This is a genomic window from Bacillus salacetis, from assembly GCF_049177075.1.
Taxonomy (GTDB): domain Bacteria; phylum Bacillota; class Bacilli; order Bacillales; family Bacillaceae_B; genus Rossellomorea; species Rossellomorea salacetis_A.
In genome coordinates, this window is record NZ_CP185377.1 from 12,339 (window position 1) to 25,149 (window position 12,811).

Sequence of the window (12,811 nt, forward strand, 5' to 3'; positions counted from 1 at the left end):
ATTGTTTAGTTTTGAATGTTTAATGTAATTAAACTTCATATAAATGAGAGGGGCCTATAGCTCAGCTGGTTAGAGCGCACGCCTGATAAGCGTGAGGTCGGTGGTTCGAGTCCACTTAGGCCCACCATTCTTCTTCTCATTCCATTACGGGGCCTTAGCTCAGCTGGGAGAGCGCCTGCTTTGCACGCAGGAGGTCAGCGGTTCGATCCCGCTAGGCTCCACCAAGATTTTTTACGTAGCGCAGCGAAGTAAAATAATCCTCCCTAGCATCGCGAATGAAAGCGAAGCAACGGAGATTTTTTTAACGGAGCTAAAGTTACATTGTTCTTTGAAAACTAGATAAAGATATATGAAGAAAGTCAAGAAAGAACCGAGAATTCGCCATTTTAGGATATCTCTTATGAGATATTTTGTTTGATTAACCATTTGGTTAAGTTAGAAAGGGCGCACGGTGGATGCCTTGGCACTAGGAGCCGATGAAGGACGGGACTAACACCGATATGCTTCGGGGAGCTGTAAGTAAGCTTTGATCCGGAGATTTCCGAATGGGGGAACCCGCTGCACGTAATGGTGCAGTATCCATATCTGAATACATAGGGTATGGAAGGCAGACCCGGGGAACTGAAACATCTAAGTACCCGGAGGAAGAGAAAGCAAACGCGATTCCCTGAGTAGCGGCGAGCGAAACGGGATTAGCCCAAACCAAGAGGCTTGCCTCTTGGGGTTGTAGGACACTCTATACGGAGTTACAAAGGAACGAAGTAGACGAAGAAGTCTGGAAAGGCTCGTCACAGAAGGTAACAACCCTGTAGTCGAAACTTCGTTCCCTCTTGAGTGGATCCTGAGTACGGCGGGACACGAGAAATCCCGTCGGAAGCTGGGAGGACCATCTCCCAAGGCTAAATACTCCCTAGTGACCGATAGTGAACCAGTACCGTGAGGGAAAGGTGAAAAGCACCCCGGAAGGGGAGTGAAATAGAACCTGAAACCGTGTGCCTACAAGTAGTCAGAGCCCGTTAACGGGTGATGGCGTGCCTTTTGTAGAATGAACCGGCGAGTTACGATCCCATGCAAGGTTAAGTCGGAAAGACGGAGCCGCAGCGAAAGCGAGTCTGAACAGGGCGAATGAGTATGTGGTCGTAGACCCGAAACCAGGTGATCTACCCATGTCCAGGGTGAAGTTCAGGTAACACTGAATGGAGGCCCGAACCCACGCACGTTGAAAAGTGCGGGGATGAGGTGTGGGTAGCGGAGAAATTCCAATCGAACTTGGAGATAGCTGGTTCTCTCCGAAATAGCTTTAGGGCTAGCCTCATGTAGTAAGAGTCTTGGAGGTAGAGCACTGTTTGGACTAGGGGCCCTCATCGGGTTACCGAATTCAGACAAACTCCGAATGCCAAAGACTTATCCATGGGAGTCAGACTGCGAGTGATAAGATCCGTAGTCGAAAGGGAAACAGCCCAGACCACCAGCTAAGGTCCCAAAGTATACGTTAAGTGGAAAAGGATGTGGAGTTGCTTAGACAACCAGGATGTTGGCTTAGAAGCAGCCACCATTTAAAGAGTGCGTAATAGCTCACTGGTCGAGTGACTCTGCGCCGAAAATGTACCGGGGCTAAACGTATCACCGAAGCTGTGGATTGACACCGTCTGGTGTCAGTGGTAGGAGAGCGTTCTAAGGGCTGTGAAGCTGGACCGTAAGGACTGGTGGAGCGCTTAGAAGTGAGAATGCCGGTATGAGTAGCGAAAGACAGGTGAGAATCCTGTCCACCGAATGCCTAAGGTTTCCTGAGGAAGGCTCGTCCGCTCAGGGTTAGTCGGGACCTAAGCCGAGGCCGAAAGGCGTAGGCGATGGATAACAGGTTGATATTCCTGTACCACCTCTTTTCCGTTTGAGTGATGGGGGGACGCAGGAGGATAGGGTAAGCGCGCTGCTGGATATGCGCGTCTAAGCAGTTAGGCTGGTGATGAGGCAAATCCCGTCACCGTTAAGGCTGAGCTGTGACAGCGAGGGAAATATAGTACCGAAGTTCCTGATTCCACACTGCCAAGAAAAGCCTCTAGCGAGGAAAAAGGTGCCCGTACCGCAAACCGACACAGGTAGGCGAGGAGAGAATCCTAAGGTGAGCGAGAGAACTCTCGTTAAGGAACTCGGCAAAATGACCCCGTAACTTCGGGAGAAGGGGTGCTCTGGTAGGGTGCAAGCCCGAGAGAGCCGCAGTGAATAGGCCCAGGCGACTGTTTAGCAAAAACACAGGTCTCTGCGAAGCCGTAAGGCGAAGTATAGGGGCTGACGCCTGCCCGGTGCTGGAAGGTTAAGGGGAGTGCTTAGCGCAAGCGAAGGTGCGAACCGAAGCCCCAGTAAACGGCGGCCGTAACTATAACGGTCCTAAGGTAGCGAAATTCCTTGTCGGGTAAGTTCCGACCCGCACGAAAGGCGCAACGATCTGGGCACTGTCTCAACGAGAGACTCGGTGAAATTATAGTACCTGTGAAGATGCAGGTTACCCGCGACAGGACGGAAAGACCCCGTGGAGCTTTACTGTAGCCTGATATTGAATTTTGGCACAGCTTGTACAGGATAGGTAGGAGCCTTGGAAACCGGAGCGCCAGCTTCGGTGGAGGCGTCGGTGGGATACTACCCTGGCTGTGTTGAACTTCTAACCCGCGCCCCTGATCGGGGTGGGAGACAGTGTCAGGTGGGCAGTTTGACTGGGGCGGTCGCCTCCTAAAGAGTAACGGAGGCGCCCAAAGGTTCCCTCAGAATGGTTGGAAATCATTCGCAGAGTGTAAAGGCACAAGGGAGCTTGACTGCGAGACCTACAAGTCGAGCAGGGACGAAAGTCGGGCTTAGTGATCCGGTGGTTCCGCATGGAAGGGCCATCGCTCAACGGATAAAAGCTACCCCGGGGATAACAGGCTTATCTCCCCCAAGAGTCCACATCGACGGGGAGGTTTGGCACCTCGATGTCGGCTCATCGCATCCTGGGGCTGTAGTCGGTCCCAAGGGTTGGGCTGTTCGCCCATTAAAGCGGTACGCGAGCTGGGTTCAGAACGTCGTGAGACAGTTCGGTCCCTATCCGTCGTGGGCGCAGGAAATTTGAGAGGAGCTGTCCTTAGTACGAGAGGACCGGGATGGACGCACCGCTGGTGTACCAGTTGTCTTGCCAAAGGCATCGCTGGGTAGCTATGTGCGGAAGGGATAAGTGCTGAAAGCATCTAAGCATGAAGCCCCCCTCGAGATGAGATTTCCCATCACTTTATGTGAGTAAGATCCCTGAAAGATGATCAGGTAGATAGGTCTGAGGTGGAAGCGTGGCGACACGTGCAGCTGACAGATACTAATCGATCGAGGACTTAACCACAATTTATAGCGAACTCGGAATACTTTCTTTTCTTCATACCTTTATCTAGTTTTGAGAGAACGATGTTCTTTCAATTTCATACAGTCTGGTGATTAAGGCGAAGAGGTCACACCCGTTCCCATGCCGAACACGGAAGTTAAGCTCTTCAGCGCCGATGGTAGTTGGGGGATCTCCCCCTGTGAGAGTAGGACGTCGCCAGGCGACTAGAGAGTACCCGATGTGGTGCTCTTTTTTTTATGTTTAAAAGAATTGAAACCGAAAGGTTTGAAGTGATCCTTCCTGAATATTACTCAAAAGCAGGAGCGAGGGCGGGGAGGAGCAAGAAGGTCGAGGACGAGAGGGAGAGAGCACCGGAATGGGCTCTGCCCATGAGGATGTGAACGAGCGAAGCGGACGAAGAGATTCGCCGCTCATCGCCGGCCGAGCCTTCAGTGCCGATGGTAGTTGGGTCTCCCGCTCTGAGAGTAGGACGTCGCCAGGCGAATGAGAGGGTACCCGATGTGGTACTCTTTTTTTGTGTATAGAAAAATGAAACCGAAAGGTTTAGAGAGAAATTAGCTATTTATCTGCCTGACGGAAATAGCCATTAGGCATAATTATTCTGCATTTAGTCGTAAATATTCCATAATTGGCATGAATATTATAAATTTGGCACGATACATCCCCAGTTGGAACGATTATCTTCAAAATGGCACGATTATACATTTACACTGTTAAAGAGACATAAAGTAGATTTGTTTTGAGGCACATTCCCCATTTCAGATCAAAAGCATCTGATTTTGGCGCATAACTTTCGTCTAAGATGCATAACCAAAGAAGTTTGGCGCATAACCTCCGGAAACCCGCGCATAATTGCATAAAATAGGTATAAGCACATAACAGTAACGCTTAAAGATTAACTTTATTTAAGCTGCCTGTTAGCCTGTTCAATTAAGCGACAAAGACTGTAAAGCAATCCAACATTCAAATTTGCTTATCTCCAGCCTATCCCGTACGCTTAAGGTATATAGAGTAAAGGAGAGATGAAGATGTCCTCAATTTACGATTTCAGTGCCGTGAAGCCGAACGGGGAAGAAGTATCTCTGGGCGAATACAGAGGCCAGGCAATGGTCATTGTAAATACTGCCAGTAAGTGCGGTTTTACACCTCAATTTGAAGAGCTGCAGTCTCTTTATGAGGAATATAAAGATAAAGGGGTAATCGTCCTTGGTTTCCCATCTGATCAATTCATGAATCAGGAATTTGAAAAAGATGAGGAGATAATGGAATTTTGCCAGGTGAACTACGGTGTCAGTTTTCCAATGTTTTCAAAAGTGGATGTCAAGGGAGCCGGGGCACACCCGTTATTTAAATATTTGATTAAAGAGAAAAAAGGATTAGTGACTTCTGAAGTAAAGTGGAACTTCACAAAATTCCTCGTAGATAAAGAGGGGAATGTAGTAAAGAGATACGCACCCCAGACTGCTCCCTCCAAGATTAAAGAGGATATTGAGAAGGTCTTATAGAGAGTAAGGCGTGAATTCAAAGGGAATTCACGCTTTTCTTTATGGGTAGATCTACTCCCCTCCGTCATCTCCGCGATCATCACTGTCTCCTGTATCCATCCCTCCAGAGCCATCAAAAAAATCATTAATCTTTTCCACTAAGCTTTTAGATGCGCTGCTCTCCTGTTCACTTATTGGATGTGCATTTAAAAAACTTTCCAATGTGATAATCTGAACCGCGTGATATTTATGTCTGATGTATTTGTAGGTGTACAGAACAAACAGTAACAGTAGAATAGCAAGGACAGCAATGATAAATAGCTTCAAAATCAACATCTCCCCCTGACTTGTCTTCTTTAGAAAGTATGATGGTCAGGTCGTTAAGATACCTGTTTCAGAAATGCTTAAATTTTTGAAAGAAGGTAATTCATAACCAAAACCGGCGGCTTTTCCAGGGAGAGACTTAGGAAGTTCTTAATGATTGGATAGTCATTTGTTGAATTGGACTTAAGAAGCTCACTCCACCATTCAGTTTCATACCTGGCTATCATGCTCAGGTTATAAAGAAGGAGGTAATGGATGATAGGTTCAGGCAGGGTATAGGCCTCTGACCGGTCAATTGGGAGTGAAAACTGGTTATTGCGGATATTCAGGCGTATTGGGGGTAATTCCCCTTGTCTGCCTTTCACCAGCAGCTGTCGTCCCTCTCTTACCTCGATTCCATCCTCCGTCTTTTCTTTTAAAAATTGGATGAAACGCTCTTCAGACATATGATAATGATCCAGTATCTCATCTGAAAAAGAGAATGTCCCATCTTGCTGAGAAAGACTAAAATGGGTTCTCTTATCTAGGACCATTTTAAAAGTGTCATTCATTTCCGGGATAATTGACAAGAGTTCTCCCATTTGAAACTTTTCCGCTTCCAAATGTTTCACGTGAAACATTTCCTGGGCGAAGTGGGAAAGAAGTCCATTTTTCTGGATTTTTATTTCATCTTTCAGGAAGCTGTATTGCTGTTTTTTCCTCTTCCGGCTGGTGACCCCGTGTGCAAGGACAGAGGTGTTTTGCGGGTAAAAAGGGTCCAGGGTCAGGACACAGGCTTTTATCAAGTGAATGTAACCATAGAACAACAGGATAGGCTGAATGGACAGTGGAGTTATAAGTGCCTGTTTGAAGTATAGTTCCCCTTGTTCCAGATAGTATATAAACGGGTAGCAATTATTATAGCTTTGTACATCAGCTTCTTTAAGCGATAGTTTTTGATAGCATTTCTTTAAATATTTTTGAGCCATTTCTGCTGAATGAAAGCAGCTTAATGATTCCCAGACTGATGAGGGGGATATCATATTAAAACCTCCAAGTTATCCGAATAATCTAACTACTAAATATCATCTTGACAGTATTTTAACCAATTGATAACCTACTAATAATATTTTGGGAAAAGGGGGACAAGAAAGATGTGGGAAACGAAATTTGCTAAAGAGGGTTTAACGTTCGATGATGTTTTGCTGCTTCCTGCAAAGTCAGAGGTTTTACCGAAGGATGTAAGCATTAAAGTCAGTTTGACAGATACTTTGAATTTAAATGTTCCAGTGATCAGTGCCGGTATGGATACGGTGACTGAAGCCGAAATGGCGATTGCCATGGCAAGGCAGGGCGGTTTAGGTATTATTCATAAGAACATGAGCATTGAGCAGCAAGCTGAACAAGTAGATAAAGTAAAACGTTCAGAAAGCGGAGTCATTTCCGATCCATTTTTCTTATCTCCAGAGCATCAGGTTTTTGATGCTGAACACCTGATGGGCAAGTACCGTATTTCAGGTGTTCCAATCGTGAATAATTTTGAAGAACAAAAGCTTGTAGGAATCCTGACAAACAGGGATTTACGTTTCATCCAGGATTACTCTATCCAGATTTCCGATGTCATGACAAAGGAGAACCTGGTTACAGCTCCTGTGGGAACGACTCTAGATGAAGCAGAAAAAATCCTGCAGCAATATAAGATTGAAAAGCTGCCATTGATTGATGAAAATGGTGTGCTGAAAGGTCTTATCACCATCAAGGACATTGAAAAAGTAATTGAATTCCCGAACTCAGCCAAAGATAAATACGGCCGTTTGCTTGCGGGTGCAGCAGTAGGTATTTCAGGAGATACGATGAAGAGGGTTGAACAGCTTGTGAAATCACAAGTCGATGTCATCGTCATTGATACAGCACATGGCCACTCCGCAGGGGTTCTGAAGGTTGTAAAGGAAATCCGCGAGCTATATCCGGAATTGAATATCATTGCGGGCAATGTGGCGACAGCAGAAGCTACACGTGCATTGATCGAAGCAGGAGCAGATGTCGTGAAGGTAGGAATCGGTCCTGGTTCTATCTGTACAACTCGTGTTGTAGCAGGCGTCGGTGTGCCGCAAATCACAGCCATTTATGACTGTGCCACTGAAGCCAGAAAACATGGGAAAGCGATCATTGCCGATGGAGGCATCAAGTACTCCGGGGATATTGCGAAGGCACTGGCTGCAGGCGGACACGCAGTCATGCTGGGAAGCCTCCTGGCCGGAACGACCGAAAGCCCGGGAGAAACGGAAATCTTCCAAGGACGCCGCTTTAAAGTGTACCGCGGAATGGGTTCTGTCAGCTCCATGGAAAAAGGTTCGAAAGACCGCTATTTCCAAGAGGAAAACAAGAAGTTCGTTCCTGAAGGAATTGAAGGGCGACTTCCTTACAAAGGGCCGCTTGCGGATTCGCTTTATCAGCTGATCGGCGGACTGCGTTCAGGAATGGGATACTGCGGAGCAAAAGACCTTCAGGCTTTAAGGGAGGAAGCTCAATTCATCCGGATGACAGGCGCGGGACTTCGTGAAAGCCATCCGCATGATGTGCAGATCACCAAAGAGGCACCGAACTATTCATTACAATAGATTTAATAAAAAGTACTGTTTTCGTATTAAGCAATGATGTTAACAGTAGTTGATTGAAGCGGAAGGTGTTCGATCTCCTGCGGGACTAGCGGGACAGGTGAGACCTCGCAATCCAGCTCCAGCGGCCAGCGACTAGCAGATTTCGGTCTCTCTCCTTGCGATAAGTCAACATCAACTCACTCCGTTCGTTGTGTTTCCTTTATCTCATGCGAGAGCCCTCCAATCTGTACGTCGCTGAACGGCCGCTATCGCTTTTTATTCAGGACTTTCTTCACGAGAGTCCTTTTTTTATTTTCCTAAACTAGGAAAATACTCTTTCTATTATAAATAGGGGTAATATGTTAAAATAACAAAAGTGTGTACATAAATTGATGGAGGGCTACAAAGTGAAAAAATGGTTTCAAAAATCTGTCGTCTCTTTTTTGGTCTTGATATTAGCCGCAGGAGTTTTCCAGCCGGCAATCTCTGTAAATGCTGAAGATGCGTTAAACGTCAATGCGGAAGCAGCAATCATCGTTGAAGCCGAAACAGGCAAAATCATATACGAGAAAAACTCTGAAACGGCCCTGGGAATTGCCAGTATGACAAAGATGATGACAGAGTACTTGCTGCTGGAAGCAGTCAATGAAGGAAAAGTCGATTGGGAACAGGAATATACAATCCCTGTGCCGCTTTCAAATCTATCGCATAAAACTGGACTTAGTAATGTTCCGCTAAGAGCTGAAGCTCAATATACAGTAAAAGAATTGTATCAGGCAATGGCGATATACTCTGCGAATGCCGCAACTATGGCGATTGCCAATATCGTTGCCGGATCTGAATCGAACTTTATCAAAATGATGAATGACAAGGCTGGGGAACTTGGCCTTGAATCTTATAAGTTTGTTAATGCCACTGGCTTGAACAACCGTGATCTTGGCGAAATGCGTCCTGAGGGCACCGGAGCAGAGGAAGAAAATGTGATGTCTGCAAAAGATACAGCTAAATTGGCCTATCATTTGCTCAATGAATATCCAGAAGTACTGGAGACGTCCCGCATTCCAAGGATGATTTTTGATGAAGGCACTGAAGACGCAGTCAAAATGGAAAACTGGAACTGGATGCTTCCAGAATTGGTTTATGCATATGAAGGCATGGACGGATTGAAAACTGGGACAACCGATTTTGCCGGTTACTGTTTTACAGGGACTGCTGAAAGAAACGGCACAAGATACATCACTGTTGTTATGGATGCTCATCCGAATGAAGGAGAAAATCCATATCATGCCCGTTTTGCCCAGACAGCCAATATGATGAACTATGCTTTCAACAATTTCACAAAAGAAGAAATTTTCCCTGCCAACTATGAAGTGAAAGGACAAAAAGTCCTTCCGGTTGTAAAAGGAAAAGAAAAAGAAGTAGCTATTCATTCTAAGGAACCACTGAAAATGGTTGTGAAGAACGGCGAAAAAGAATTCAAACCTAAACTGGTTTTGGATAAGAAAAAATTAAATGAAGATCAGCAGCTTACAGCTCCTGTAAAAGATGAAGAAAAGGTCGGCTACCTGACAATCGAGGGTGGAGATGATCTTGGTTATATCACAGAGAAGGCTTCTGCACATGGACAAGTCCCTGTTGTAACAGCGGAAGCAGTAGAGAAGGCGAACTGGTTCGTATTATCAATGAGAGCCGTTGGCGGATTCTTTTCTGATATCTGGGGCAGCGTAACATCAACCGTAAAAGGCTGGTTCTAATTCCTGAAACAGAATAATTATATAGTTTATATTCAAAAACCACCGCTTGTCTTGACATGAGGTGGTTTTTGTTGTTTATTTAGCATGGGGGAAAAATATATTCCTGAGTAAGTTAGTCAATTTTTTCCTTACAATAATACTGTTACTTTGGTTGAAAATATACATAGGATCATGAAGGGGGACATATAGGAATGAAAACGGGTACAGACGTAGTAAAACGTGGAATGGCTGAAATGCAAAAAGGCGGCGTCATCATGGACGTTGTTAATGCTGAACAGGCAAAGATCGCAGAAGCAGCAGGTGCTGTTGCGGTAATGGCACTTGAACGTGTTCCTGCAGACATTCGCGCTGCGGGTGGAGTTGCTAGGATGGCAGATCCTCGTATTGTTGAAGAAGTTATGGGAGCTGTTTCAGTCCCTGTTATGGCAAAAGCTCGTATCGGCCATATCGTGGAAGCTCGTATTTTGGAAGCGATGGGTGTAGACTACATCGACGAGAGTGAAGTGTTGACTCCGGCTGATGAAGAGTACCACTTGAACAAAAGAGACTATACAGTACCATTTGTTTGCGGATGCCGTGACCTGGGTGAAGCAGCCCGCCGTATCGGTGAAGGTGCTTCCATGCTCCGTACAAAAGGAGAGCCTGGTACTGGAAACATCGTTGAAGCTGTCCGCCACATGAGACAAGTAAATGCACAAGTACGCAAGCTTGTGAACATGAGCACGGATGAGATCATGACAGAAGCTAAATTGCTTGGTGCTCCATATGAACTTCTTTTAGAAATCAAAGAAAATGGCCGTTTGCCAGTAGTTAACTTTGCTGCCGGCGGTATAGCGACACCTGCTGATGCGGCTCTTATGATGCAGCTTGGCGCAGATGGAGTGTTCGTTGGCTCTGGTATCTTCAAATCAGACAACCCTGAACGTTTCGCAAGAGCGATTGTAGAAGCGACTACACACTATGAAGATTATGAACTCATTGCAAAGCTTTCTAAAAATCTTGGTATTGCGATGAAAGGGATCGAGATCTCGTCTCTGACTCCTGAAACTCGCATGCAAGAACGCGGTTGGTAAGAATGGTTACCATCGGGGTATTAGGGCTTCAAGGGGCTGTCAGGGAACATGTCCGGGCAATCCAGGAGAATGGTGCTGAAGCTGTGGTCGTAAAGAAAGCGACACAGCTTGAGGGGATTGATGGACTGATCTTCCCTGGCGGCGAGAGTACAACAATGCGCCGTTTGATCGATCTCTATGGCTTCATGGAACCAATGAAGGAGTTTATTGCACAGGGGAAACCTGTGTTCGGTACTTGTGCCGGACTGATCCTTCTTGCAAAAAACATTGTCGGCTATGATGAACCCCACCTTGGTGTAATGGATGTAACAGTCGAAAGGAATTCCTTCGGACGCCAGCGTGAAAGTTTCGAAGTCGACTTGGATATAGCGCATGTCGGGGAAGGGTACAATGCCGTCTTCATCCGCGCGCCTCATATTGTCGAGGCGGGAGAGAATGTCGAAATCCTGGCGAAGCATGACGGAAGAATTGTCCTTGCTCGTGAAGGGCAGTTCTTAGGCTGCTCCTTCCATCCGGAATTGACTTCCGATAATCGCCTGACTGGTTATTTCATCAAGATGGTCGAAGAAGCAAAAGAAAAACAAATGGCATAAACCTATTGCAATGTGGAAATAATTGTAGTAACTTATTATACAAACTTAATCGCTCGAAATCGTTGAGAGGAAATAGTAATGCGGACTGCTTTCTTCAGAGAGTCGGTGGCTGGTGAAAACCGATGGAAGTACCCCATGAATCCGTCCTCGAGTAAAGTGCTGAACACAGGGAACTGTCAGTAGGTGCTTTCGGTGAAAACCGTTATATTACTAAGAGGAAAGTAGTTCTATACTATTTTCAATCAGGGTGGCAACGCGGAACCTCCGTCCCTTTTATGGGATGGGGGTTTTTTGTGTTTATAAGCCCTCGACGGTTGAGTGGATTAAAAGGAGGAAATGAAAGTGCTTGATATTAAACATTTAAGAGCGAACTTTGAAGAAGTGAAGAACCGCCTTCAAGACCGCGGGGAAGATTTAAGCGACTTTGAGAAGTTTGAAGAATTGGATGTCAGAAGAAGGGAATTGCTTGTAGAAACAGAGAACTTAAAAAGCAAGCGGAATGAAGTATCTCAGAAAATCGCAGAAATGAAAAAAAATAAGGAAAATGCGGATGACCTTATTATCGAGATGCGTGAAGTCGGAAGCATGATTAAGAAGTTCGATGAAGAATTGAAAGAGGTAGAAGGAAAACTGGACCGCCTGATGCTTTCAATCCCGAATATCCCTCATGAGAGCGTGCCGGTAGGAGCTACGGAAGATGATAACGTGGAAGCCCGCAAGTGGGGGGAAGTGCGTTCTTTTGGTTTTGAACCAAAGCCTCACTGGGACCTGGCGACTGAACTGGGTATCCTTGACTTTGAAAGAGCAAGCAAGGTAACAGGAAGCCGCTTCGTATTCTATAAAGGATTAGGTGCCAGATTGGAGCGTGCTTTGATTAACTTCATGATGGATCTTCACATGGATGAACATGGTTATGAAGAAATGCTGCCGCCATACATGGTCAACCGTGACAGCATGACAGGTACAGGCCAGCTGCCTAAGTTTGAAGAAGATGCTTTCCTGATAGAAAGCGAAGACTACTTCCTCATACCGACTGCGGAAGTGCCGGTGACAAACTATCACCGTGATGAGATCCTGCCAAACGATCAGCTTCCGATTGCTTATACAGCTTTCAGTGCATGCTTCCGTTCTGAAGCAGGTTCTGCGGGACGCGATACGAGAGGACTGATCCGTCAGCACCAATTCAATAAAGTAGAGCTTGTCCGCTTTGTACGTCCGGAAGAATCTTACGATGAGCTTGAAAAACTGACAGGCCATGCAGAAAAAGTGCTTCAGCTATTGAACCTTCCATATCGTGTTATGTCTATGTGTACAGCAGACTTGGGCTTCACGGCTGCCAAGAAATACGACATCGAAGTGTGGATCCCAAGCTACGATACGTACCGTGAAATCTCTTCTTGCAGTAACTTCGAGGCATTCCAGGCGCGCCGTGCTAATATCCGATTCCGCCGTGAGACAGGCGCCAAGCCGGAACATGTCCACACATTGAATGGATCTGGACTGGCACTTGGCCGTACAGTGGCAGCCATCCTGGAGAACTATCAGCAGGAAGATGGCAGCATTGTTATCCCTGAGGTACTTAGACCTTACATGGGCGGGTTGGAAGTCATCAAACCAAAATAATCGTCATGTCATTCGAG

Annotated in this window: 9 protein-coding genes, 2 tRNA genes, 2 rRNA genes and 1 other annotated feature; of the genes, 11 read left to right on the forward strand and 2 right to left on the reverse strand. The window is 46.1% G+C overall.

The window, feature by feature from the left end; translation table 11 throughout:
- Positions 1-50: 50 nt before the first annotated feature.
- The 6 genes from ACOJQI_RS00050 (at position 51) to ACOJQI_RS00075 (ending at position 4,869) form a co-directional block, all read left to right on the forward strand.
- Positions 51-127, forward strand: a tRNA-Ile gene (locus tag ACOJQI_RS00050).
- Positions 128-148: 21 nt separating this feature from the next.
- Positions 149-224 (forward strand) — tRNA-Ala (locus tag ACOJQI_RS00055).
- A 204-nt stretch (positions 225-428) separates the two neighbouring features.
- Positions 429-3,364, forward strand: a 23S ribosomal RNA gene (locus tag ACOJQI_RS00060).
- Between the two features lie 84 nt (positions 3,365-3,448).
- Positions 3,449-3,565, forward strand: a 5S ribosomal RNA gene (gene rrf, locus ACOJQI_RS00065).
- 35 nt (positions 3,566-3,600) lie between these two features.
- Positions 3,601-3,744: a hypothetical protein gene (locus tag ACOJQI_RS00070; RefSeq protein ID WP_421382463.1), complete on the forward strand. Its 144-nt coding sequence runs from the start codon at positions 3,601-3,603 to the stop codon at positions 3,742-3,744.
- 648 nt (positions 3,745-4,392) lie between these two features.
- Entirely contained in the window at positions 4,393-4,869 is a 477-nt protein-coding gene (locus ACOJQI_RS00075) for a glutathione peroxidase (RefSeq protein ID WP_421382465.1), read from the forward strand.
- A gap of 51 nt (positions 4,870-4,920) precedes the next feature.
- Here the strand turns inward: ACOJQI_RS00075 and ACOJQI_RS00080 are convergent, their stop codons facing one another.
- The gene (locus ACOJQI_RS00080; protein WP_421382467.1) at positions 4,921-5,175 is read right to left on the reverse strand and encodes a hypothetical protein; all 255 of its coding nucleotides are present in this window, start codon (positions 5,173-5,175) and stop codon (positions 4,921-4,923) included.
- 77 nt (positions 5,176-5,252) lie between these two features.
- Positions 5,253-6,194, reverse strand: a complete 942-nt coding sequence (locus tag ACOJQI_RS00085; protein WP_421382469.1) for a YaaC family protein — start codon at positions 6,192-6,194, stop codon at positions 5,253-5,255.
- A 111-nt stretch (positions 6,195-6,305) separates the two neighbouring features.
- Between ACOJQI_RS00085 and guaB the strand changes: the two genes are divergently transcribed.
- From guaB to serS, 5 genes are all read left to right on the forward strand, one after another.
- Positions 6,306-7,772: an IMP dehydrogenase gene (gene guaB, locus ACOJQI_RS00090; protein WP_421382471.1), complete on the forward strand. Its 1,467-nt coding sequence runs from the start codon at positions 6,306-6,308 to the stop codon at positions 7,770-7,772.
- Between the two features lie 371 nt (positions 7,773-8,143).
- Positions 8,144-9,505, forward strand: a complete 1,362-nt coding sequence (locus ACOJQI_RS00095) for a D-alanyl-D-alanine carboxypeptidase family protein (RefSeq protein ID WP_421385357.1) — start codon at positions 8,144-8,146, stop codon at positions 9,503-9,505.
- Between the two features lie 191 nt (positions 9,506-9,696).
- Positions 9,697-10,578 (forward strand): pyridoxal 5'-phosphate synthase lyase subunit PdxS, encoded by an 882-nt coding sequence (pdxS, locus tag ACOJQI_RS00100; RefSeq protein ID WP_421382473.1) that lies wholly within the window; start codon positions 9,697-9,699, stop codon positions 10,576-10,578.
- A 2-nt stretch (positions 10,579-10,580) separates the two neighbouring features.
- Positions 10,581-11,171 (forward strand): pyridoxal 5'-phosphate synthase glutaminase subunit PdxT, encoded by a 591-nt coding sequence (gene pdxT, locus ACOJQI_RS00105; RefSeq protein ID WP_421385358.1) that lies wholly within the window; start codon positions 10,581-10,583, stop codon positions 11,169-11,171.
- 53 nt (positions 11,172-11,224) lie between these two features.
- Positions 11,225-11,446 (forward strand) — a binding site (T-box leader).
- A 67-nt stretch (positions 11,447-11,513) separates the two neighbouring features.
- Positions 11,514-12,794, forward strand: coding sequence for a serine--tRNA ligase (serS, locus tag ACOJQI_RS00110; RefSeq protein WP_421382475.1), 1,281 nt, complete (start codon positions 11,514-11,516; stop codon positions 12,792-12,794).
- Positions 12,795-12,811: the final 17 nt, after the last annotated feature.